The sequence below is a fragment of the Methyloradius palustris genome (assembly GCF_019703875.1).
In the GTDB taxonomy this organism is placed as follows: domain Bacteria; phylum Pseudomonadota; class Gammaproteobacteria; order Burkholderiales; family Methylophilaceae; genus Methyloradius; species Methyloradius palustris.
The window spans coordinates 1,642,821-1,665,246 of record NZ_AP024110.1; the positions used below are offsets into that span (position 1 = coordinate 1,642,821).

At 42.4% G+C, this 22,426-nt stretch carries 24 protein-coding genes and 1 tRNA gene; 5 read left to right on the top strand and 20 right to left on the bottom strand.

Going from position 1 to position 22,426, the window contains the following annotated elements:
• From ispG to rnr, 7 genes are all read right to left on the bottom strand, one after another.
• A complete protein-coding gene (ispG, locus tag ZMTM_RS07910; RefSeq protein WP_221763367.1) occupies nucleotides 1-1,308 on the bottom strand; it encodes a flavodoxin-dependent (E)-4-hydroxy-3-methylbut-2-enyl-diphosphate synthase in 1,308 nt (435 codons plus the stop codon).
• The gene (locus ZMTM_RS07915) at nucleotides 1,308-2,357 is read right to left on the bottom strand and encodes a RodZ domain-containing protein (protein WP_221763368.1); all 1,050 of its coding nucleotides are present in this window, start codon (nucleotides 2,355-2,357) and stop codon (nucleotides 1,308-1,310) included. Before ZMTM_RS07915 ends, ispG begins: the two co-directional genes overlap by 1 nt.
• The gene (pilW, locus tag ZMTM_RS07920) at nucleotides 2,357-3,130 is read right to left on the bottom strand and encodes a type IV pilus biogenesis/stability protein PilW (RefSeq protein ID WP_221763369.1); all 774 of its coding nucleotides are present in this window, start codon (nucleotides 3,128-3,130) and stop codon (nucleotides 2,357-2,359) included. The genes ZMTM_RS07915 and pilW overlap by 1 nt, the downstream gene beginning before the upstream one ends.
• Nucleotides 3,127-4,260 (bottom strand): 23S rRNA (adenine(2503)-C(2))-methyltransferase RlmN, encoded by a 1,134-nt coding sequence (gene rlmN, locus ZMTM_RS07925; protein ID WP_221763370.1) that lies wholly within the window; start codon nucleotides 4,258-4,260, stop codon nucleotides 3,127-3,129. Before rlmN ends, pilW begins: the two co-directional genes overlap by 4 nt.
• Nucleotides 4,261-4,282: 22 nt before the next feature.
• Nucleotides 4,283-4,708 carry a nucleoside-diphosphate kinase gene (ndk, locus tag ZMTM_RS07930; protein ID WP_221763371.1) on the bottom strand — a complete coding sequence of 142 codons (426 nt, stop codon included), beginning with the start codon at nucleotides 4,706-4,708 and terminating at the stop codon, nucleotides 4,283-4,285.
• A 94-nt stretch (nucleotides 4,709-4,802) separates the two neighbouring features.
• On the bottom strand, nucleotides 4,803-5,567 hold the full coding sequence (gene rlmB / locus ZMTM_RS07935) for a 23S rRNA (guanosine(2251)-2'-O)-methyltransferase RlmB (RefSeq protein WP_221763372.1): 765 nt from the start codon (nucleotides 5,565-5,567) through the stop codon (nucleotides 4,803-4,805).
• Entirely contained in the window at nucleotides 5,567-8,035 is a 2,469-nt protein-coding gene (gene rnr, locus ZMTM_RS07940; RefSeq protein WP_221765644.1) for a ribonuclease R, read from the bottom strand. Before rnr ends, rlmB begins: the two co-directional genes overlap by 1 nt.
• Nucleotides 8,036-8,212: 177 nt before the next feature.
• On the opposite strand from rnr, the gene ZMTM_RS07945 reads away from it, so the two are divergent.
• Together ZMTM_RS07945 and ZMTM_RS07950 are read left to right on the top strand one after the other, a co-directional pair.
• A tRNA-Leu gene (locus tag ZMTM_RS07945) sits at nucleotides 8,213-8,297 on the top strand.
• 324 nt (nucleotides 8,298-8,621) lie between these two features.
• Nucleotides 8,622-8,879, top strand: coding sequence for a zf-HC2 domain-containing protein (locus ZMTM_RS07950; protein WP_221763373.1), 258 nt, complete (start codon nucleotides 8,622-8,624; stop codon nucleotides 8,877-8,879).
• 19 nt (nucleotides 8,880-8,898) lie between these two features.
• Here the strand turns inward: ZMTM_RS07950 and ZMTM_RS07955 are convergent, their stop codons facing one another.
• The gene (locus ZMTM_RS07955) at nucleotides 8,899-9,522 is read right to left on the bottom strand and encodes a VTT domain-containing protein (protein ID WP_221763374.1); all 624 of its coding nucleotides are present in this window, start codon (nucleotides 9,520-9,522) and stop codon (nucleotides 8,899-8,901) included.
• A gap of 282 nt (nucleotides 9,523-9,804) precedes the next feature.
• On the opposite strand from ZMTM_RS07955, the gene ZMTM_RS07960 reads away from it, so the two are divergent.
• The 3 genes from ZMTM_RS07960 to ZMTM_RS07970 are packed head-to-tail and all read left to right on the top strand — an operon-like array spanning nucleotide 9,805 to nucleotide 11,213.
• The gene (locus ZMTM_RS07960; RefSeq protein ID WP_221763375.1) at nucleotides 9,805-10,446 is read left to right on the top strand and encodes a peroxiredoxin; all 642 of its coding nucleotides are present in this window, start codon (nucleotides 9,805-9,807) and stop codon (nucleotides 10,444-10,446) included.
• Between the two features lie 55 nt (nucleotides 10,447-10,501).
• Nucleotides 10,502-10,936 (top strand): EamA family transporter, encoded by a 435-nt coding sequence (locus ZMTM_RS07965; RefSeq protein WP_221763376.1) that lies wholly within the window; start codon nucleotides 10,502-10,504, stop codon nucleotides 10,934-10,936.
• Nucleotides 10,937-10,973: 37 nt separating this feature from the next.
• Nucleotides 10,974-11,213, top strand: a complete 240-nt coding sequence (locus tag ZMTM_RS07970; RefSeq protein ID WP_221763377.1) for an RNA-binding S4 domain-containing protein — start codon at nucleotides 10,974-10,976, stop codon at nucleotides 11,211-11,213.
• A gap of 17 nt (nucleotides 11,214-11,230) precedes the next feature.
• Here the strand turns inward: ZMTM_RS07970 and ZMTM_RS07975 are convergent, their stop codons facing one another.
• From ZMTM_RS07975 to ZMTM_RS08030, 12 genes are all read right to left on the bottom strand, one after another.
• Nucleotides 11,231-11,593 carry a putative quinol monooxygenase gene (locus ZMTM_RS07975; protein WP_221763378.1) on the bottom strand — a complete coding sequence of 121 codons (363 nt, stop codon included), beginning with the start codon at nucleotides 11,591-11,593 and terminating at the stop codon, nucleotides 11,231-11,233.
• Nucleotides 11,594-11,665: 72 nt separating this feature from the next.
• Entirely contained in the window at nucleotides 11,666-12,184 is a 519-nt protein-coding gene (locus tag ZMTM_RS07980; RefSeq protein WP_221763379.1) for a hypoxanthine-guanine phosphoribosyltransferase, read from the bottom strand.
• 43 nt (nucleotides 12,185-12,227) lie between these two features.
• Nucleotides 12,228-13,106, bottom strand: a complete 879-nt coding sequence (gene galU, locus ZMTM_RS07985) for a UTP--glucose-1-phosphate uridylyltransferase GalU (protein ID WP_221763380.1) — start codon at nucleotides 13,104-13,106, stop codon at nucleotides 12,228-12,230.
• A gap of 73 nt (nucleotides 13,107-13,179) precedes the next feature.
• Nucleotides 13,180-15,132 (bottom strand): polysaccharide biosynthesis protein, encoded by a 1,953-nt coding sequence (locus ZMTM_RS07990; protein WP_221763381.1) that lies wholly within the window; start codon nucleotides 15,130-15,132, stop codon nucleotides 13,180-13,182.
• Between the two features lie 30 nt (nucleotides 15,133-15,162).
• The gene (locus tag ZMTM_RS07995) at nucleotides 15,163-16,080 is read right to left on the bottom strand and encodes an MraY family glycosyltransferase (protein WP_225906991.1); all 918 of its coding nucleotides are present in this window, start codon (nucleotides 16,078-16,080) and stop codon (nucleotides 15,163-15,165) included.
• Nucleotides 16,081-16,141: 61 nt separating this feature from the next.
• Nucleotides 16,142-17,116 carry a UDP-glucose 4-epimerase family protein gene (locus ZMTM_RS08000; protein WP_225906992.1) on the bottom strand — a complete coding sequence of 325 codons (975 nt, stop codon included), beginning with the start codon at nucleotides 17,114-17,116 and terminating at the stop codon, nucleotides 16,142-16,144.
• The gene (locus ZMTM_RS08005; protein WP_221763383.1) at nucleotides 17,095-17,865 is read right to left on the bottom strand and encodes a glycosyltransferase; all 771 of its coding nucleotides are present in this window, start codon (nucleotides 17,863-17,865) and stop codon (nucleotides 17,095-17,097) included. Before ZMTM_RS08005 ends, ZMTM_RS08000 begins: the two co-directional genes overlap by 22 nt.
• Nucleotides 17,866-17,889: 24 nt before the next feature.
• The gene (locus ZMTM_RS08010; protein ID WP_221763384.1) at nucleotides 17,890-18,492 is read right to left on the bottom strand and encodes a class I SAM-dependent methyltransferase; all 603 of its coding nucleotides are present in this window, start codon (nucleotides 18,490-18,492) and stop codon (nucleotides 17,890-17,892) included.
• Between the two features lie 30 nt (nucleotides 18,493-18,522).
• Nucleotides 18,523-19,701, bottom strand: coding sequence for a glycosyltransferase WbsX family protein (locus ZMTM_RS08015; protein WP_221763385.1), 1,179 nt, complete (start codon nucleotides 19,699-19,701; stop codon nucleotides 18,523-18,525).
• Nucleotides 19,702-19,792: 91 nt separating this feature from the next.
• Nucleotides 19,793-20,647 (bottom strand): class I SAM-dependent methyltransferase, encoded by an 855-nt coding sequence (locus ZMTM_RS08020; protein WP_221763386.1) that lies wholly within the window; start codon nucleotides 20,645-20,647, stop codon nucleotides 19,793-19,795.
• A 58-nt stretch (nucleotides 20,648-20,705) separates the two neighbouring features.
• Nucleotides 20,706-21,383: a DapH/DapD/GlmU-related protein gene (locus ZMTM_RS08025; protein ID WP_225907138.1), complete on the bottom strand. Its 678-nt coding sequence runs from the start codon at nucleotides 21,381-21,383 to the stop codon at nucleotides 20,706-20,708.
• 32 nt (nucleotides 21,384-21,415) lie between these two features.
• Nucleotides 21,416-22,387, bottom strand: coding sequence for a glycosyltransferase family 2 protein (locus tag ZMTM_RS08030; RefSeq protein WP_221763388.1), 972 nt, complete (start codon nucleotides 22,385-22,387; stop codon nucleotides 21,416-21,418).
• Nucleotides 22,388-22,426: the final 39 nt, after the last annotated feature.

The following is a 22,426-nucleotide window of genomic DNA, read 5'->3' on the forward strand; positions in this document are numbered from 1 at the left end:
TTAGGAGATGGCTTTAAGCGGTATGGTTTTATATTCTTTTATTGATGTTGGCAACGTATGCGCTTGGCGTAGCTTGCCGCCTTCTACATAATTCTTTTGTACATAATTTTCAACAATCACCTGAAACTCCTCTGCGATTGCATCACCTTTAAGGGTGACTGTTTTTTCACCATCGACAAATACAGGGGCAACAGGGGTCTCACCCGTTCCAGGTAAACTGATACCGATATTGGCAAGCTTGGATTCACCAGGCCCGTTCACCACACAGCCCATCACGGCCACACTCATGGTTTCTACACCAGGATATTGGCTACGCCAGATGGGCATCTGTTCTCGTAAATAGCGCTGTATTTTTTGTGCTAATTCCTGGAAATATGTGGATGTAGTACGGCCACAGCCAGGGCAAGCAGTCACGAGCGGCGTAAATGAGCGTATGCCCATGGTTTGCAGAATTTCCTGGGCAACTACCACTTCAGTAGTGCGTGACTCACCTGGCTGGGGCGTCAGTGAGACGCGGATAGTATCGCCTATGCCTTGCTGCAATAACAATGAAAGCGCTGCTGTAGAAGCGACGATGCCTTTTGAACCCATACCGGCCTCAGTCAAACCCAAGTGCAAGGGATAATTGCAGCGCGCGCCAAGGTCGCCATACACTGTCACTAAATCCTGCACATTGCTGACTTTGCATGAAATGATGATTTTGTCTGATGCCAAGCCAATCGCCTCAGCCTGTGCTGCGCTTTCAAGTGCGGATTGAATCAAGGCCTCACGCATTAAGGCATCGGATGATAGCGGGTTGGCAGACTGCGCATTTTCGTCCATCATGCGTGCCATTTTTTCTTGGTCCAGACTGCCCCAATTCACACCAATACGCACAGGTTTATTATATTGAATCGCGGTTTCTATCATTGCCGCAAACTGCTCATCACGCTTGGAGCCTTTACCCACGTTACCTGGATTGATGCGATATTTGGCAAGCGCTTCGGCACAATCAGGATATTGCGCTAGTAGCTTGTGGCCGTTGTAGTGGAAGTCACCAATCAATGGCACATTGCAACCCATAGCATCTAACTTGCGACGAATTAGGCCCACTTGCGCCGCGGCTTCTGGGGAATTCACTGTAATGCGAACAAGCTCAGAACCTGCTTGCCATAGCTCGAACACCTGACGCGCAGTACCGTCAGCGTCAGCCGTATCCGTATTCGTCATGGACTGCACGACAACAGGAGATTCGCTACCTACAAGCACATGGCCAATAGCAACTTGCTGGCTTTGTCTGCGAGGAATAGTTGAAAACTGGCTCACCATTACTCCAGCGTTAAACGAACAACATTAAGTTTGTTATAGGGTGTGAGATCAATCGCTTTATTATTAACTTCAAGAAGCGTGCCGTTGGCATTGCCAATGACCAGCTTTGCGGGAGGGCTCACTTCAATTTTTTCCTGGCCACCAGGCTGCCCTGTTTTGTTTAACACTTCTTTGTTATCCGCATCTAGCACGCTCACCCAGGTTGGTTCAGTAAATGTAAATCGAACTTTAAGCACAGGCTTGGCTGAAGCAGGAACAGTAGATGATGTTTGACTCTGACTGCTTATTGGTAGGACAGGTGCATTGACCACAGGAGCAGGTACTGATGTTGGCAGTTGACTTACAGGCTTGGCTGGTTGGTTGCTGGTAGCGGTAACTGTTTCAACAGGTTTTTCTGTCGCTGTAGCAGAGTTTGACGCAGGTGTTGGCAATGACTTGTCTGCTGAGTTAACTTCCACAGGAACTGTCTCTACAGGCGCAACCACTTCAGCTGCAGCGTCGCGCTCAGCCACAGGCAAAGCTGGCTCTGGCATAGGTTCATCAGTAGCAACTTGGCCTTGCGTTGTATCTTCTGCCTGCGCAAGTGGCTGGCTCACTGGCTGTTGCTGCGCAACCACATGAAAATAATCCATGTATATCACCCACAACCCGATTAAAAGCAGGATAACTAAACTGGAAACGATATATTTTTTCCATACTGGTTTTTGGGTGCTGGTGATTAAAATATTGGCAGATTTTATAGTGAGGGAATGATTGGTTTGGCCTGATGCATGTGCCTGATAGACAAGTAAAAGAGGCTCAGAATCAACCTCAAGCAAACGCGCATAATTACGGATAAAACCACGTGTCATGGTTGCTGCACTTGGCAAGACTGAAAAATCGTCATTCTCCAGCGCCTGAATTTGATGCACACTCAAACGCAAACGGCTAGAAATGTCTTCTATACTCAGCTTTTTCTGCTCTCGCGCCGCTTTTAATACAGCACCACATGCTGGCGCTGTTTGCGCTAACGATTCAGTCTGTTCAGCAGATGTCGCAGTCTCTGTCATTATTGCTGCCCTGAAAGTAATGCCTTGCTTTGTTCTGAATTTGGATATTTTTTTCTAAGAAGCAAGGCATAGCTAGCTTCTGCATTTTTATCACCCATGACTCGTGCAATGCGTATACCAAGCCATAAGATTTCAGGACTCGGGTTATTAGAGAGTGAGTTTTGCAAGGTGTCAGAGGCGAGCCCCACCTGCCCACGATTGAATTGAATCAAAGCCAATTGATAAGCCGCCTGAGACAGAATAGGCTGCGCGATAATTGCTTTTTGCAGATAGATTTCTGCATTTTTCTCATCATTTTTTCTTAATGAACAAAAGCCAGCATTCATATAGGCCATGCCAGGCGTGGTATAGAGCGGATTACTCACCGCTTCCATGAATTGCCTAATTGATTCATCAATGCGACCACGTGAGCATAGAAATGAACCGTAATTATTATGCGACTCGGAATTATTAGGCTCTAACTGCAGAGACTTCTTGAAGCTTGCATCTGCTTTCGCATCTTCTTTCAAGGCGCCGTAAACCAAGCCAAGGCCGTTATAAGCATAGGCATAACTGGAGTCTATCCTGACAGCCTCTTTGAACTCCTCAAGCGCGATAGAAAGTTGGTTTTGTGCATAATATCCAGCGCCCAATTCCGTATGTATCCTGGCTCGTTCCTGACTGTCTGATTCTACCCCACCCGCATATTCACGCGCTTTTTCAGGGGTGCTAGAGCAAGCAGCTAATAATAAAATACAAGCTGAAATTAAAATCTGAATTGCTAAGCGCTTCATGCAGCATTCTCCAAATGAATTTTATGAGTCAAGCGCTGCCCTGCCAAACGTTGTTCGGTACGTTTTGTTTTGTCTTGTACTTTGCCCGCCAATTGACCACAAGCAGCATCTATATCATCGCCACGGGTTTTGCGGGTTGTTACCACATGGCCTGCCTGCATCAATACATCTCTAAAGCGGCGAATATTGTCTGGCGTTGAAGTACCGTAACCGCTATCAGGGAATGGATTGAAAGGTATTAGATTGAATTTGCAAGGAACGTCTTTAACGATTTCCAACAGCTGTTTTGCATGTGTCAGGCTATCGTTAATGCCATCAAGCATGACATATTCAAAAGTTACGAAATCACGCGGCGCTTTTTCCAGATAGCGCTGGCAGGCCTCCATCAGTCTGGCAATTGGATATTTCTTATTGATCGGTACAATTTCGTCACGCAATGCATCGTTAGGCGCATGCAACGATACGGCTAGCGCGACAGGACAATCGTCGCGCAGTTTGTCCATTGCAGGCACCATGCCGGAAGTAGAAACCGTCACACGCCGACGACTCAAGCCATAAGCTGTGTCATCCAGCATGATATGCAAGGCCGTTACAACGTTTGTGTAATTAGCGAGTGGCTCGCCCATGCCCATCATGACGACATTACTGATAATACGGTCATCCTTCGCCAGCAATCCATAATCAGCATCTTGGCGCAGAGACTGATTGGCCAGCCATAACTGCCCGATGATTTCTGAAACATTCAGATTACGGTTAAAACCTTGGCGCCCAGTTGAGCAGAATGTACATTCAAGCGCGCATCCGACCTGCGATGAAATACACAATGTGCCGCGCGCATCTTCAGGGATGAATACAGTTTCTATGCCATTACCAGCGCCCGTATCTATCAACCATTTACGTGTTCCATCATTGGAAATCTGCTCGATTTGCACGGTAGGTGGGGTGATGTTGGTTTCGCGCGCAAGTTTTTCACGGAGAGGTTTGGCAATGTCGGTCATCTGTTCAAAATCAAGTACGCCAAACTGATGCATCCAGCGCATCAACTGCTTGGCGCGAAAAGGCTTCTCACCGATACTTTCGAAGTAATCGGTCAGTTGTTGCTTGTCGAAATTGAGCAGATTGACTGACATTTAACCTAGTTTTGCAGCGAGATTAACGGCTGTAAACGTTTGATGAAGCAAAGAAGTAAGCGATCTCGTTAGCTGCGTTTTCAGCTGAATCACTACCGTGCACAGCGTTAGCATCAATACTATCTGCAAAATCAGCGCGGATCGTACCAGCAGCGGCTTCTTTAGGATTGGTAGCGCCAAGCAGGTCACGATGTTTCAATACTGCGTTTTCGCCTTCAAGCACTTGAATCACTACTGGGCCGGAAACCATGAATTTCACCAGATCAGCAAAGAATGGACGTGCCTTGTGCACAGCGTAAAAGCCTTCAGCATCAGCTTGTGAAAGCTGAACAAGTTTTGAAGCAATAATCTTCAAACCAGCATCTTCAAAACGGGTATAGATTTTACCGATGACATTTTTTGCAACTGCATCAGGTTTGATAATAGAAAGGGTACGTTCAACAGCCATGATTACTCCAAAAGTTAACACTACGAAAAGACCGATAAAATAACATTTTAGCGACTTAAAATAAACCTTTACCTTGATTTAGCCTGACATAGGCCTATACGGCTGGGATTGCAAGCAGATTACGCTGACGACGTGCTTCGTATAAGCAAATTCCACTCGCGACTGAAACATTCAAGCTTTCAACACTCCCAAACATGGGAATGCTGACCAGCGCATCACAGGTTTCAGCGGTCATGCGGCGCAGACCTGTACCTTCTGCGCCCAACACCAGCGCCACTGGGCCTTCAAATTTGGTGGTAAATAGGTCATTCTCTGCTTCCGCTGCTGCGCCAATGATCCAAACACCAGCTTCTTTCAGGTCGCGCAGGGTTCTAGCTAAATTCGTGACTGCGATAAACGGCACAGTTTCAGCAGCACCGCAGGCAACCTTACGCACTGTGGCGTTCAGGCCCACAGCACGGTCTTTAGGCGCAATCACCGCATGCACACCCATTGCATCTGCGACACGCAAACAGGCGCCTAGGTTATGCGGATCTTCCACGCCATCCAACACTAAGAAGAATGGCGGTTCTGTTAAGTCTGACTCCAGAATATCGTGAATATCTTTATAGGGAATCGGCGTATCGACTACTTTTGCGATAACGCCCTGATGACGTCCATTAGCGCCAGCCATACCATCTAAACGGCTACGCTCAACTTGCATCAGGCGTACACCTGCGCCATCAGCCAGACTCAATAAATCTTTCATCCGGGCATCTATTCGATCACGGTCTATCAATATCTCCTGGATACTGGCTGAATGTTGCCGCAAGCGGCTTAATACGGCATGAAAGCCAAATAAAATACGTGCGTCACTCATTATCTACTAGTTACTTTCTTTGCTTTTTGATTGGTTGTTTTCTTGGGTTTGGCCGTACTTGCAGGCTTTGCTTTAGAAACAGGTTTTGCCTTGGACGAAACTTTAGCGCCTGAAGATTTGGGACTTGCCGATTTAAGGTTTATTGATTTATTTCTCGGAGAATTAGCATTTGCAGAAGCAGATTTAGATCGGGCTGCTGATCCGGGCTTAACAACGGCTGACTTGCTGTAAGGCGAACTATTAGCTTGAGCTACATCATCCGTATCTTCGTCTGAAGAAGTTTCATCTCCTTTAGGCGCAAGTACAAAGTCAATTTTACTGGTTTCGAGGTCTACGCGGCTGACTTTGATGCGCAACCTGTCACCCAGGCGGTAACGCACGCCAGTGCGTTCGCCAGCCATTTCGTGACGCGCTTTATCGTAATTGAAATAGTCGTTACCCAATTCAGTAACGTGCAGCAAGCCTTCCACATAAATGCCATCCAGCGCGATAAACAGACCAAAGCTGGTAACGCCGGCAACGGTACCCTCGAACACTTCCCCAATTTTGTCTTGCATGTAATAGCACTTGAGCCATGCATTGACATCGCGGGTGGCGTCATCTGCCCGGCGCTCGGTCATGGAACAATGTTGTCCCAGCGCATGCCAGTCGCCCGCATTATATTTTTCACCATTCAATACTGCCTTGATGGCGCGATGGATAATCAAGTCAGGGTAACGACGTATCGGCGAAGTAAAGTGTGTATAAGATTCATAAGCCAGGCCAAAATGGCCAATGTTATCCGGGCTGTAAACCGCTTGCTGCATCGAGCGCAATAATACCGTTTGCAACAATTGCTCATCAGGACGACCCTTGATTCTTGCCAGCAACTTACCGTAATCCTTGGCATGCGGCGTATCGCCACCACCTACGCCAAAGCCAAATTCGCCCATAAATGTACGCAGAGCTTCCAGTTTTTCGGGTGTTGGGCCTTCGTGGATGCGGTATAAAGCTGGATGGTCGTTTTCCTTGAGAAAGTCTGAAGCGCAGACGTTAGCCGCCAACATGCATTCTTCGATCAAGCGATGTGCATCGTTACGACTCGTGGCTTCAATGCGATCAATCTTGCCATTCTCGTTAAAAATCATGAGTGTTTCTTGACTATCAAACTCAATCGCACCACGCCTTTCACGCGAAGCCAGCAGGACTTTGTAAAGGGCATACAAATGCTGTACATGTGGCATTAACCAGTTGAATTCTTTTGCCAATTCGCCTTCTGGCTCGCTTAGCATTTCAAATACTTTGGTATAAGTCATCCGCGCTTTTGAAAGCATGACTGAAGGATAGAATTTGTAATGTTTTACTGTTCCCATCGCATCAATCTGCATATCACAGACCATGCATAAGCGTTCCACGTCAGGGTTAAGCGAGCATAGGCCATTGGAAAGTGCCTCTGGCAACATGGGGATTACGCGACGGGGGAAATACACTGAGTTGCCGCGGTCAAAAGCCTCTTTATCTAAGGCGTCGCTCGGCTTCACATAAAAACTCACGTCAGCAATTGCAACGACCAGTCGCCAACCTTTACCTTGCGGCTCACAAAAAACGGCATCATCAAAGTCACGTGCAGTTTCACCATCAATCGTAATCAGTGGTAATTCGCGCAAATCAATACGCCCCCGCCAATCTGACTCTTGTACCAAACGCGGGTATTTCTCGGCTTGCGCAACAGCAGCCCTTGGGAATTCATAAGGCAGTTGGTGTTTGCGCAATGCAATTTCGATTTCCATGCCTGAATCAGCATAGTTACCAAGTATTTCAATCACCTTGCCTATAGGCTTGGCATAGCTGGAAGGTTGCTCAATCAGCTCTACCACAACAACTTGACCAGGCTTAGCATTCATATCTTGCCCAGGTGGAACCAGAATATCCTGATTGATTCGTTTGTCTTCCGCAGAAACCAATGTAACGCCTTGCTCGCGAATCAAACGCCCAACGAGCTTATTGGTGGCGCGTTCCAGCACTTCAACAATCTTGCCCTCAGGACGGCCACGGCGATCAATGCCAGCCTGACGCACCATGACACGGTCACCATGCATCACTTGTGACATTTCCTTAGGACTCAGGAAAATATCTTCACTACCGAGTTTTGCTTTGTCGTCTGGAATCAAGAAACCGAAACCATCCGCATGGCCGACGACTTTACCCGCTATTAAATGGAGCTTCTCGGCTACACACAAGGCACCTTTGCGGTTACGCATCACTTGGCCTTCACGCTCCATGGCGTTCAGGCGACGATTGAATATTTCCTGCTCATCTACACCAATATCCAGCAGATGGTATAAATCCTCCACCTTGAGAGGTACGCCCTGTTCTACCATGGTGTCCAGAATAAATTCGCGGCTAGGCAATGGGTTGGCGTAATTACTTGCCTCTCTTTTAGCGTGCGGGTCTGCCTGGCGACTAGTGCTAGAAAAACTCACTGGCACACTAAATGGGCTTGTTTTTGCCTTAACTGGGTGGGAACGTACTGATTTTGAAGGCTTAGTACTGCCTTTAGTGCTTTTACTGGCTGTTTTGGTTCTGTTATTTTTCGTTGACAAAGTATCTCTTTCCTATAGAATTTGCGCTCTTCATCAAGCCTGTATTGCAAAGCTTGTATTGTAGCCCAGATGGCGGAATTGGTAGACGCGCACGGTTCAGGTCCGTGTGCCTTCGGGTGTGGAGGTTCGAGTCCTCTTCTGGGCACCATCTAGTTGATTTAATTTAGAATTATTAGAACTCAATAATTTCCATCGCGAAAATATATTCTAAACATATATTTTTTCACTTTTAATAATTATCCCACTAATACCTACTGATATTATATAAATATGTCATAGCAATTATTATTGGGTAGTAATTAACAAATTGCTTCATATCCTGCCGTACAAACACCCATAAAATCAATTGTAAGGAACAAGGCATTATCACGACCAATATTTACGTAATATTAAGTAAATATTACGTTTAGAGGATATTTTCGCAAGTTAAATATTCAGATAACCAATTGATTAATTATAAATAAATGAAAATATGATATTACTGAGCTGCAAACAAGCCAGTATTTTAGTTTCTACATCGCTAGACCGCAGCTTGTCATTGCGTGAGCGTGTGAGCCTACGTCTACATTTGACGATATGTGATGGGTGTACCCGCTTCAGTCAACAACTGCATGCTATACGTGTATTTTTACGAAAAAGAGTATCAGTGATAGAGGCAGATACTGAATTGCATCTCTCTAAAGATGCAAAAATACGTATTGCTGAAGCCATACAAGCGCATTCAGAATAATTATAAAAGAATCAATCTATTAGTTCTTTATGTATCTGAAGATAGCGTTAACTAAAGGAATAGCTAACCCGAATCCTACCCCGAGCAAAACGATGATATTCAGATGATCGCGAATGACTGGAATATTACCGAAGAAATACCCCCCTAAAATAAGCACCAGAACCCAGAGTGCGGCGCCAACCGCACTAAATAGCTGAAATTTCCGATAGGTCATATTAGAAAATCCCGCAATAAAGGGGGCAAATGTTCGGCATATCGGGATAAAAAGGGAAACAAGAAATGTGACAGCACCATGTTTCTCATAAAACGCATTGGTTGAATCTAGCGCATGACGATTTAGCCATTTGTAATCATGAGTCACGATTTTTCTGCCAAGCAGGTTGCCAAGCCAGTAGTTAAGATTACTCCCCAATACCGCTGCAATAAAAAGTAAGCCCATCAACACCCAAAGTTTGACTGCGCCAGTAGCGGCCAAAGCCCCGCTTATAAATAAAAGTGGATCACCAGGCAAGAAAAACAAGGCAAGTATCGCCGTCTCTGAGAATACGATCGCAAACAATATGGCATATATAGCTGCGCCGTATTGAACGATGATCGCGTTTAGAAACTGGTCTAAATGTAGAAGTGCATGAACGAGTTCCAAATATCTACCCCTCTATAATTAATGAGCTCGGCAATCACAAGTGCCTCATTAAAATGGCTGCTATATCGAAAATATTTGATAGCTAGCCATTAGCTACGAATCCAGTTATATACTCAGTAGCAATAAAAACAAAACTATTTAATATATAAAATAATCACCTAATCTGGTTAAACTATGGAGCTGACATGATGATGTCAGCTTTTTAGCTTAGTACAATATTCACGAAATTATAGTCTTTGCTTGGAAGCCTTAAATCATTTTAAGTTTGTACAGGAGCAAATTATGACCACTCTCAGACTCGGCGATATCGCCCCAGATTTCACACAAGAATCCAGCGTTGGTCCCATTTCATTTCACCAATGGCTGGGCGATAGCTGGGGTATCCTTTTTTCACACCCTTCTGACTTCACGCCAGTGTGCACCACAGAGCTCGGAGCTACGGCAAAACTGGCAGACGAATTCAAAAAACGTAATGTCAAAGCCATTGCGCTATCGGTAGACCCTGTTGATTCCCACTTAAGCTGGATTAAAGATATTAACGAAACACAATCAACCACAGTCAATTTTCCTATCTTGGCGGATGCAGATAAGAAGGTTTCTAATCTCTACGATCTGATTCATCCGAATGCAAGCACCACCGCAACCGTACGATCAGTATTCGTGATTGATCCGAATAAGAAAATTCGTCTAACGCTGACTTACCCAGCAAGCACAGGCCGAAATTTCGATGAAATTCTGCGCGTGATTGATTCGTTGCAACTCACTGAATATCATAGTGTAGCGACGCCAGCAAACTGGAAAGATGGCGACGATGTAGTGATTGTGCCTTCAATCACAGACCCTGAAGTATTAAAAACCAAGTTCCCTAAAGGTTTCAAGGCAATCAAGCCTTATTTACGCCTGACACCGCAACCTAACAAATAAAGGCACGAATGAGCATAGCGCCTCTGTATAACTGCACTGCGAGTGTTGAACAATAATGCCTGCAATGCCAGATTGGTTTTATTGGGCGCTACTCTCAGCGCTGTTTGCCGCGATGACTGCCATCTTCGCCAAAATTGGCTTGGGTGGCATCAACTCAGACCTTGCTACTTTAATCCGTACTTTCTTTATCCTTTTCGTACTCGCAGCCTTTGTTTACTTCACTAAAGCTTGGTCCAACATTTTTGTGATATCCGCCAAATCTTGGGTTTTCCTGTTTTTATCGGCAATTGCCACTGGTGCTTCATGGGTCTGTTATTTTAGAGCACTCAAAATCGGCGATGCGACCAAAGTGGCGCCTTTAGACAAACTTAGTCTAGTAATGGTGGCCATTTTTGCAGTTATTTTTCTGGGTGAACGACCCGGCTTATACAACTGGCTGGGGATTTTAATGATTGCTGCTGGAGTGATTCTGATAGGAATCAAGGCATAATCCACAACATTCAAATTATCAAAAGACAGAACATCTCATGACAACATCACCACAGACTATAGAGTTTGAACTACGTAATGAATACGTCGAGTTGTGTAATCTACTAAAGCTGGTTGGCTTGGCCGATAGTGGTGGACGCGGAAAAGTCATGGTAGCAGAAGGATTGGTAAAAGTTGATGGGGTTCTGGAAACGCGTAAAACAGCGAAAATCAGAGCTGGGCAGATTGTTGAATTAGGAGACACTCACATTCACGTTGTATCTCCTATTTCATCATAAAGCAGCTGGCAAAAGTTTTAGCTTCTAAAACCGCCGTCTTCGAGCACAAACCATTGCGGATTCAAACCAGCCAATGGAGCACGCAGTTTATCCAACTCGCTTGCTGATCCGTGTACTTCCAGACGAAAAAGTTTGGACATTGTAAGAGCCTGCTGCAGTAAAGTACCAACGTTATCCAAATGAGCTAATAAGGCAGCGGCATCAACGTAGCCTTCACGGCAATGAGCAACAAGCCCACTAAAAGAAAATGCGTAAAACAGGCAACCTGTCTCGCTTTTTGTCTGCTCCACGAACGTTTTGGTCAACGCCTTGAATTCATTTAATTTGTCAGCCTCAACTTCAAAATATGGAACTAAGGTACAACAAGTATCCGCTTTCATGTGACGTCTCCTAATATGCTTTTTTATTTATATCAACTTTGAACACCAAAACCACAAAAAACGGTTAATACATCAATCATTAAGGGCATAAATGGCAGGTAAATTGCGCCACCAGCCATATACATCCATACCACATCCAAATACATATCGATTAGGTACGGTTAGGCCAACAAAATCTGCTTGTACTGGCTTTGCGTGACCTAGTTCTTTTTCAGTCAGTACAGCTATTAAAACTTGCTTGGCGCCTAATTCAAGGCACTTAGCTTTGATAGCTGCCAAAGTATGTCCTTCGTCCAAAATATCATCCAGCAATAAAACTGTACGGCCAATCACATCATCACCAGGAGTGACTTTCCACAACACTTCTTTACCAACAGTTTGGTTATGATAGCGGCTTGCTTGCACATAATTAAACTCAAGCGGAAATTGTAACTTCGGTAGTAATTGACCCGAAAATACAACTGCACCGCCCATCACCGAAATTATAAGCGGTTGTTTATCATGAAGAACCTCTGTCAGCTCTAGTGCCAATCTATCAATTGCCGCCCCTACAGCATCTGCGGTATGAATCAGGCTTGCGCTGGCAAGCATATTCTCGGGGTTAATTGCCACTGGCTGCCAGATAATAGGTAGATTAGGTGATCGATTGTTTTAGAATGCGTAAATAATCTAGAAACTCTCCACCAATTTCAGGATGGCGCATCGCAAATTCGACGTTTGCTTTCATGTAGCCAAGCTTGCTGCCACAATCATAACGGGTACCCTTGAATCGATAGGCAAGCACTTTTTCATATTGCATCAAGGCTGCAATACCGTCGGTCAGTTGAATCTCGCCGCCTTTGCCTGGTTGTACATTCTCAAGGCAATCAAATATTTTTGGCGTCAATATATAGCGGCCAATCACTGCCAGAGTAGAAGGTGCATCAGCTGGCTTTGGTTTTTCAACAATGCCTTTCAGTTGCAATATATCAGTCGCAATTTTGCTGGCATCGACAATCCCATAGCTCGCGGTTTCACTAGGTAATACATCTTCAACACCGAGTATGCTGCTGCCATATTCTGCATACACATCTACCATTTGCTTCATAGCAGGTGGATTTCCATCTACCAAGTCATCCGCAAGTATCACAGCAAAGGGCTGATCACCCACTACTGGTTTAGCACAGAGCACTGCATGACCTAATCCCAGCGCTTCTGATTGACGGATATAAATGCACGAAACGCCTTTAGGCAAAATGCCTCGCAACGTGTCCAAAATTTCGGTTTTACCACGTGCTTCCAGTTCCGCTTCTAATTCATAGGATTTATCAAAGTGATCAGGAATAGACCTTTTATTACGCCCTGTAATAAAAATGAGTTCTGTAGCACCTGCCGCAATCGCCTCTTCAGCAGCATATTGCATGAGCGGTTTATCAACAATAGGCAACATTTCTTTAGGGCTGGCTTTGGTAGCTGGCAAAAATCGTGTGCCCAGACCGGCAACGGGGAAAACGGCTTTAGTAATCTTTTGCAATTTTTAAATCCCTTAGTATTTCTTTATTTAATTGGAAAATTATTAATGTGTTATTTGATTAATTTGGCATATTTTAATGCAGTGTAGATGAGCGTGGCGCCAATTGCACCATAGCATCAATCTTATGGCTCTCCGCTTGGTTGGCATTTATATCGCCAGTATATTCTTCCACCCACATTTTCAACTCTTCTTTTATCTTTGGCTCATCGGTTGAAACAGTTGATTCAACCCACTTAATCAAGGCTTTTACCCAAGCCTTATCGGCTGAACGAGCAACGGCAATACGAAGCTTTTCATGCGGCGTAGGCAGCGTATGCTCATCATCGGCAAGCAACTCTTCATAAAGCTTCTCGCCTGGACGAAGACCAGTATATTGAATTTCGATTTCATTTTCATTAAGGCCAGATAGCCTGATCATATCCAAGGCCAGATCAGCGATACGAACAGGCTCACCCATATCCAGTACAAAAATCTCAGCGCCAGTGCCCATTAAACCAGCCTGCATCACCAACTGCGCAGCCTCAGGAATCGACATGAAGTAGCGGGTAATCTCTGGATGAGTCACAGTAACTGGCCCGCCCTTCGCAATCTGCTCCCTGAATTTTGGAATCACGCTGCCACTACTACCCAACACGTTACCAAAACGCACAATCACAAATCGAGTGTTGATTGCTCTTGCTGTCTGCGCATCTTGCAAACCCTGGCAAACCATCTCAGCCAACCGTTTGCTTGCACCCATCACATTAGTAGGGTTGACAGCTTTGTCAGTAGAAATCAGTACGAATTTTTCCACATCAAGCTCTTTGCATACTTTAGCTAAGGTATAAGTCCCCAAGACATTATTGGCAAGCGCTGCGGCAACGTTCTCTTGCTCCATCAAAGGCACATGCTTATATGCCGCCGCATGGAAAACGACTGAGGGTTGGTATTTCTCCAAGAGCAATTTCAGGCGCTTTTCATTCTTTACGTCCCCAATCACATAAATGGATTGCACTTGTGGGAAACGCGCCTTGAACTCTTGCTCTATTGCGTATAAGGCATACTCAGATATATCAAAACATATGAGTAAGTCTGGTTGGTATTTTATTATTTGACGGCAAAGCTCAGCACCTATTGAGCCGCCAGCGCCAGTCACCATGACGACTCGGCCTTCTATCATGGCATGCAAACCATCATCGTTCAGGTGCACTGGCTCACGCCCCAGCAAATCTTCAACCTCGACCCGACGAATTTGCGAAACAGTGACTTTACCGCTTAATAAATCATCAAACGCTGGTACCGTGAGTACGGTTAAGTGATTAAAATTAGCAAGGCTAACAGCCTTGCGCCTTGCCTGGTGATTTGCAGAAGGCATCGCAACAATTACATTAGAAACATTCAACGACCTTGCAATCTCAGGCAATTCAGTAATACCGCCCAATACCTTAACACCTAAAAGATACCTTCCTTTGATTGCAACATCATCATCCAGCATACCCACCACACGCCATTCTTCACTTCGCATCAAGTCCTTTACCAACGCTATTGCTGCCTCACCTGCACCCAGAATAATCACCGGCTCCCCTTGAGACTGGCTGCTCCCGTAAAGCGTATGTTCCTTCCAAGAGCGATAAGCAAAACGCCCACCACCCATAATCAGGACCAATAAAATTGGGTCAAGAATTAATACCGATCTGGGAACGACACCATGTGGCTTAAGCATAATTAGAATAGCCACAACACCCAACATACCTAGGAAGACTGCAATCAATATGCGTTTCAAGTCTGGCAAGCTAGCAAAACGCCATATGCCTTTATAGAGGCCATAAGCAATAAACATTACACTTTGCAGTGGAACAGCCCATAGCATGATCTGCTGCAAGGCCAAACTGAACTCAGACGGAATGTTAAAATTGAATCGCAGATTATATGCAAGTATCCAAGAAATTAATGCAGCAAAAATGTCATAAGCAAACGCCGAAAATGAACGCCATTCTATAGGTAGCTTGATTTCTGTAATGGGATTCACTGGTTTTAATTTTTTCATCTGAGCGTTACTTGAGTACGGATTACTATTTTACCGAATGACTGTTGCAGCATGCTGAAATTGTTTCCAGCGATCATCAATGAGCAACACGATAATGCCATAGATTACTATCCAAATTGAAAGCCCGGTCACTAGTTCAATCCACTGACATTGATTGAGTATCAAAGCAGATATAGCTACTGAAATCATCAGAATATATTCATAAATTGCAGTTTTTCTGTGTCCCCAGCCCATTTGCACAAGATGCTGATAATAGTGGGAGCGATGAGCTTGCCATACATTCTCTCGACGACAAGCACGCTTAAACAAAGTGACCGTTGCATCAACTATAAAAGGTGAAAAAACAAGAATAGGGAACCAGACAGCCCATAAGCCATGTTGCCAACCATAAAAGCCGATTGAGGCAGCCAGAAAACCAAGTGGAATTGATCCACAGTCTCCCATAAATATCTTGGCCGGGTGGAAATTGAAAATAAGAAAAGATAAAGCAGCGCTAGCCAGGGAAGCGCTCATTAAAACAGTCTGGTTGTCATGGGCTACATAGGCGGCTAGCGCATAAGTCCCAAAACCAATAAATGCCATACCGCCTGCAAGGCCATCTGAGCCATCCATGAAGTTATAAAGATTTACCATCCATACCATGCAGAAAAGAGTTAAGACATATAACCACCAAGGCAGGCTTATGCCAAAGTAATAAAGAAAAAAAATTGAGGCGATTATCTGAATCAGGAAACGCCATTTAATAGACAAGCCCTTAATATCATCTAGCAACGAGTTCAATACCAAGATTAAAGCCAATGCCGACCAAAGCCATATATGTGCATATAAAACCCAAGTCAACAATACACCAGCCATAATGGCCAAGCCGCCAGACCGTGGAATAGACTGATGATGCAAAGATCGCTGGTTGGGTATATCCAGAATGAGATTTTTCAAACCAGTTTTCAATAGGGAAAGCAATATGGCAAATGTCAGCAGAAAACTGATAATAGACGAGATAAACATATGCCTAATTTTTAATAGACTTAAACCAATCGACAGTTTCAGCAAGACCCTGTTCAATCGTATATGGGGGAGACCAGCCTAGATCGCGACGTATTTTTCTACTATCAATCTGGAGAGATTGAGTTAGCCTCTCAATTGCTGCTGACTTACCTAATAGCTTACTTAGCCAGTACATAATGAGTAAATTAAAATTTATCATCCAGACAGACCTACCAAAGGACATAGCTATTAAACGACATAACTCTGGCGTGGAAACATCATAACCATCACTAAGCAAGTAAGTTTCCCCTGCTGCCTTTTCATGTATAGCACACTGGACTAAAGCATCCACCAAATTCTCGACATACAGCATGCTACGTTTATTATTAATACTACCGAATGGCAAAGGCACCCTTCGGTCAATCAATTTCATAAGATTAAGAAAGTTTGCTTTTACTCCAATGCCGTAAATAAGTGGGGGGCGAACAATCACTATTTGCATACCTGTTCGAATAGAAACCGCCCTTAATGCCTGCTCTGTCTGCCATTTCGAAATGCCGTAAGGATCTTTCGGATTCGGTGCATCCAATTCAGTAAACGGATGGCTATGTGTATATTCACCATTCACTTTAATACTACTGATATATACAAATCTTCTTACGCCTGCCTTTGCTGCCTGCACTGCCAAATTGACAGTAGCATGCAGATTTACCTCCTGAAAAGCAGTCAATGAGTCATTCGACAATTCATTCATTACATGAACCCGCGCGGCAAGATGAACAATAATTTCGATATCATGCAAGTAAACTGACCAATCGGTCTCTGCATTAACGCAAGGAACAATAATTTTATTAGCATGTGAGGCTATCGGCTGATCACTCCGCACGATCGCTTTAACATTATATCCATCAGCTACTAATCTTCGGATAAGTCTACTGCCGACAAAACCGTTTGCACCTGTTACTAGAAATCTCATTATTAGCGAAGTTTCAATTGCCAATATACTGCTGAAGAAAAAAATTGCAGCATGCTACTTAGATGCCAAATGAGATATTTAAGCTTATGGTGACTACTACGTCTTGCGTAATGAATTATCTGTGATTGCGGAGAAACAACGACTTTATGTCCCCCAAGTCGTAATCGGGCACATAAATCAACGTCTTCATAATACAGAAAGTATTTTTGATCGAACCCATTGAGCTTTTTGAACATATCATAACGGAACATCATGAACATCCCAGCGACCCAATCAGGAAATATGGCCTCAATTCCTACCTCATAGTCATTTACTTGAGACATTCCAATTACTTTCCCCAGTATTTTTAGTGGGGTTGGAAACTTGCGCATGCTATCTTCCAAACGCCCACTTTCTCCAATTACAGTGGGTGCAGCTAATCCAATAGATTTATCTTCCAATAAATGAAGTAGATGCTCAAATGGATTTTCATTGATTCTTATATCGGGATTGAGAACACAAAAGTATTCACCTTTTGCTCGAGTGAAAGCTTGGTTATGATTCTCTGCAAATCCTTTAGGTTTAGAATTATTAGTGATAACTATAGGAAAAGAATATTCAATAAGATCTAATTCTAGATTCTCGGGTAAATTAATTGTAAGTAAAATCTCGATAGAGTTTTCTTTACAGTTTTCTTTTATATCTTGTAAAAGTAATTTGACCAAATGGCCTTGCAAGTGGCTCACAATTGAAATTGATATAGTATTAGCTTTGCTAAACAGAGGGTCTTTCATTTTTTTAGTCTACAAACACTATATCTAAATTTTTCTGTAAACAGCTATTAAACAATATTGCCTGATCAAACGTGAAAAAACGTCACTTTTAAAGAAAAAAGGAATAGAAAAAGAATTGAGAAATTGCCACCTCACATCAAGCCCTTTTAAATCAATTGAGTCGTAGAACTTTTTATGGTCAATATCAGAATTAAAACCACGGATACCAGGGACTACAATAACAAGACCTCCACCCTGCCTAGTTATCCGATAGCATTCATCTAGTGTCTTTTGCGGGTCTTCTATATGCTCTAGTACGTTATCAAGTACACAACAATCAAATTGACTATCTGATATAGGAAATTTCCCATCAATATTAATCAATTCGGCACGCATACCTTTTGACTTGCAATAATCAATAGCAATAGGATTAATATCTAAGCCTTTAACTGTATTGGGAAATGACCCCAATAGCCCACTACCTATTCCAGACCCTATTTCGATCACATCTTTTCCAAAAAAACGGGCACTAATAAATATAATTGGTGATGAGAGATATTTTTTATAAATACTCCCGAGAATACTAATTTGCTTTAAATGTGAAAAATATTTTTCATATTCATTAGAGTTTTTTATTGTCTTTTTCAATTTGAAATTTTCTAAGCGGCACTAGGCGTTTTAATTATTAGAGTTAGTCGACAACGCTTTCTCGAGCGCTTCTAGGTATTGATGTGAGGTTTTCTCATCTGGCTCTAAATATGTCCCCTCACTCCACTCGTTCCAAGCGTTAAGAAAAATGAAGTTTTGAGGTAACTTTCTCTCACTCATTGTCCCAACTAATTTTTTCATCCAAAAATAAAATCTCTCAGGTGTAGCCCCTCTAAAAATTGTGGCTCTTTTTTTGTAACGCGCCGTATTATCCCAATCTACGAATGCTCCTGGATAAGTAGTTAATTTATTGTCAGGCCGAATCTCTACAATATGCTGCCATGCTTCCTCATAATTATGAAAAGTTAGTTCTTTAATAAATTTTGCTCTTAAACCTCTCAGCAAATCTTGATATTTCTCAGGCAAGCTTCTAACCAATTTAAATAGCTGTGAATGTCGGATTGATCTTGTATTGTATGAAGGAGAACCAACCGCCTCAAAAGGCTGAAATTGGAATATAGCATCGAATGAATTTAAACAATCGCTATTAGGTAGTTCGTATTGCTTCTGAAAAATAAAATATAGTCCCGGCAGACCATCTTTTACAGCAAGCTCACGCCAATAAGCCAACATTCCATCAATCTTCTCTATACGTTGTGGTCTATAAATAACAAAGACAGGTTTACCATCCACTTTAATTGCCCTAGGGTCTTTCCAGGCTTTAATCAAATAGTCATAGTGTTTTTTCCAACTATGTTTAGTCGCAGGATGCGTTTGTTGGATAAGAATGTGATGATCACGACCATCCCATCTTTTTGACCAAGTCTCATTCGCCCATGACAAACAAAAAGGGAAATCCAACTCCTTATTTTCCAACATTAAGTTAGTAGGGGTTTCAAGCAATTGTTTGCCATCAAACCAGTAATGATAGTGACAAAATCCATGCACACCATATTGTTGGGCCAGATTAATCTGCCAGCGTAATGTCTCTAGTTCAGACTGATCGTAATAATTGTTTTTAAGCGGAATACGTGGCTGATGATGCCCATCATATTGCGGAACTCCAGATTTAACATTATCCCAATCGGTAAACCCTTTACCCCACCATTCATCATTTTCAGGTATTGCATGTAGTTGTGGGAAATACATTGCAATTAACTTTATTGAATTATCTGGCGCTTCTATATTTTGTTTTCGAGAAATACCCATTACCAGCACCCTAGACTTACTACTTATATTGAACCTTGAATACAAACTTCAACTCAAGCCTGAGTTTATGTAGTTCATTATTTATGATTAATTAAGATTTTTTGACGAAATATTTATGACGTAGCTGGTATAGTTTTAGTAATTTTTTATATATACCATCACTAAGATATAAGCGTAAAAACGCTCGTGTTGAATCCATGAAAGTAGGCGTTTGAGGAATAACTGCCATTTCAATTAGATTGATTGGTTCGCCAGCATTCCCAACTGGTACAGCCTTTACAATCACTTGATATATCAATCCAAAAGGATTTTTTGCAAGTGCATCGCGCAATTCTTTTGATGTTTTTGCCCAACGCTTTGAAAATTCAGTATGTTCAGGATTTCGAACAACAAATTCAGCATGCACAATTTTCATTCCAGCATCTTCAAAAAGTTTTTGTATATTTTTAATACCAAAAAAGCGTATATGTGTTCGATCTAACAAACCAAAATCCAGATATTCAAAGTCTTCATCAAACAGGCAAGCATGCACTACTGAATGACCAGCATGTGGTAAAGATATAACCATATAACCATCTTTATCCAGTAGCTCCTTGATAGATTTCAAGACTTTCAAAGGTTCATAAACATGCTCTAATACATCTGCGGCAACAACCACCTCAAACTGCTGATTATTTTTTAATACTTTTGGCCAAGAAGCATCATTCAAATCCGCCTGATGAACTTCTTCACATATAGAGGCTAGCTTTTTAATTGATTCTTGATCAATATCTAAGGCAGTGACCTTGCATTTTGATACACCAGCTAGAAGCTTTGTAATTGATCCAGGCCCACACCCTATTTCTAGAACGCGCTTACTCTCCCCCACAATCCTTACAACGCGAGCAGGCCCACTATCTGCGTCTAATGCAACCCTATATTCGTATTTATGCCGATCACTTGCCATGCATTATCCTTGAGATTTTTTGTAAAGTTTAAATCTAGATTTGCGCTGAACTACACGTTTAATTGATAACTTTTTCCCACACATTAGTTTCAACATTAAATTTCTTCAGAATTTGAGCTGGAACTCCAGCAGCAATCGCCATCTCTGGGATATCCTTTGTTATCACTGAATTAGCGCCGATTACCGAACCACTGCCAATTTTCACTGGGCCAACGATCACTACATTATCTCCAAGCCATACATTATTTCCGATAATGACAGGGCCCAAAGAAACCAATTTTCTTGCTATTGGTGACTCTTGGGGATTGCTTTGCTCAATTCCTTTATACGATCCATGGTTATGATCACTAATATAGACACTACTACCAAACAAACAATCATCACCAATTTCTATTTTATTTATAGCTGAAATATGCAATCTGTCAGCAGCATAAAAACGATATCCAATTATTATTGATGGCGAGAATAATTGTGCATTATATTTAAAAACCGCCTCAATCCAGGCTTGCTTTTTTATCGATGCCAGCCCCTTAACCACAATTCCATTACTACCCGATACGCGTGACCCAGAACCTAGACATGAATTAGGCCACCCAACTACTTTTGCCGACAAGATGCTAAATGCAATATTTACTAACTCTTTAATTACCTTAATTATCGCTGCAAGTGAACGCTCATTACTCGAAGACTTCAATACATATCGAACATTTCCAAACACGAAACGCAAAAATGACATCACGATATAACCATAACCTTATTAATCATTTTTTATACCAACCTTGTACCAAGAACACGCCGAAGTATATTTAAGAATTGGTTATAACGAAATGCCAAGAATAATGGAAGCTTAAGAAGAGGAAATAAAAAAATATAATATCTCCAATTACTATCAAATATTTTGCTTAGGCTAAGCCCAATATTGCTTTCAATAAATTTACTAGATTTCATTCTAATTTCCAAAACAAACCCAGGGAAAAAATTTACAATAGTTCCATTCACAATGGATTGAGCTTCTTTAGGCTTATCAAATAGAATTCGGCGGGAAATGGTTTGTAGATTTTCGCCAAAAACTTTAATTAAACTATATCCTTCAGTATTCCCACCTTTTGCAGCCACGATCCAGTCCTGTAGAAAAATAAAAATTTTTCCATGAATTAATTGTGGCAAAACCCAACTGAGCTGAACTAGTTTGGTACCCATCAATTCGTTTCTATACTCTCTGCCAATTCCGCTCCGCACAATTAAACCTGAAAGATATGTCAGCATTACATTTGTTTGCTTTGTAAATTCAAATGAAGTTTTATATCTTATTTCCCCATGCTTTTTATTTCCAAAAACTTTTTCTTCATAATCATTTATAAACCAATAGTTGTTTACATATAAAAGATCAACATCTTGCGAGGAAATTGCATTCAATACTTTGTTTAATCCATAAGGCAAAAGCACATCATCGTCACCAAAAATCCATACATAGGGGCTTTTAGCAGACTCGTAACATTGAATAAAATTGAAATCCATACCCATATTATTAGCATTCTTTATAGACTCTAATCTCCCAAGAAAAATACTTTTATATTTTAATATGACCTCCGATGTATTATCTGTAGAAGCATTATCCGATATAAAAATTGTGACTAGCCCTTGCTCATGCTCGGTTAATCTAAAAAACTCATTTTTTATTCTTTCCAAACAAAATGTTAAAAGCTCACATCTATTATATGTTGGAATAGCGATGGTCAATAATGGCTCATTACTCAGAATCATTAATATCTTTCAGTG

Excerpts from the sequence above, each read along its gene's own strand:
- ispG (WP_221763367.1), bottom strand. The coding sequence starts at position 1,308 with ATGGTGAGCCAGTTTTCAACTATTCCTCGCAGACAAAGCCAGCAAGTT.
- ZMTM_RS07915 (WP_221763368.1), bottom strand. The coding sequence starts at position 2,357 with ATGACAGAGACTGCGACATCTGCTGAACAGACTGAATCGTTAGCGCAA.
- pilW (WP_221763369.1), bottom strand. The coding sequence starts at position 3,130 with ATGAAGCGCTTAGCAATTCAGATTTTAATTTCAGCTTGTATTTTATTA.
- rlmN (WP_221763370.1), bottom strand. The coding sequence starts at position 4,260 with ATGTCAGTCAATCTGCTCAATTTCGACAAGCAACAACTGACCGATTAC.
- ndk (WP_221763371.1), bottom strand. The coding sequence starts at position 4,708 with ATGGCTGTTGAACGTACCCTTTCTATTATCAAACCTGATGCAGTTGCA.
- rlmB (WP_221763372.1), bottom strand. The coding sequence starts at position 5,567 with ATGAGTGACGCACGTATTTTATTTGGCTTTCATGCCGTATTAAGCCGC.
- ZMTM_RS07950 (WP_221763373.1), top strand. The coding sequence starts at position 8,622 with ATGATATTACTGAGCTGCAAACAAGCCAGTATTTTAGTTTCTACATCG.
- ZMTM_RS07960 (WP_221763375.1), top strand. The coding sequence starts at position 9,805 with ATGACCACTCTCAGACTCGGCGATATCGCCCCAGATTTCACACAAGAA.
- ZMTM_RS07965 (WP_221763376.1), top strand. The coding sequence starts at position 10,502 with ATGCCTGCAATGCCAGATTGGTTTTATTGGGCGCTACTCTCAGCGCTG.
- ZMTM_RS07970 (WP_221763377.1), top strand. The coding sequence starts at position 10,974 with ATGACAACATCACCACAGACTATAGAGTTTGAACTACGTAATGAATAC.
- ZMTM_RS07975 (WP_221763378.1), bottom strand. The coding sequence starts at position 11,593 with ATGAAAGCGGATACTTGTTGTACCTTAGTTCCATATTTTGAAGTTGAG.
- ZMTM_RS07980 (WP_221763379.1), bottom strand. The coding sequence starts at position 12,184 with ATGCTTGCCAGCGCAAGCCTGATTCATACCGCAGATGCTGTAGGGGCG.
- ZMTM_RS07990 (WP_221763381.1), bottom strand. The coding sequence starts at position 15,132 with ATGAAAAAATTAAAACCAGTGAATCCCATTACAGAAATCAAGCTACCT.
- ZMTM_RS08005 (WP_221763383.1), bottom strand. The coding sequence starts at position 17,865 with ATGAAAGACCCTCTGTTTAGCAAAGCTAATACTATATCAATTTCAATT.
- ZMTM_RS08015 (WP_221763385.1), bottom strand. The coding sequence starts at position 19,701 with ATGGGTATTTCTCGAAAACAAAATATAGAAGCGCCAGATAATTCAATA.
- ZMTM_RS08020 (WP_221763386.1), bottom strand. The coding sequence starts at position 20,647 with ATGGCAAGTGATCGGCATAAATACGAATATAGGGTTGCATTAGACGCA.
- ZMTM_RS08025 (WP_225907138.1), bottom strand. The coding sequence starts at position 21,383 with ATGTCATTTTTGCGTTTCGTGTTTGGAAATGTTCGATATGTATTGAAG.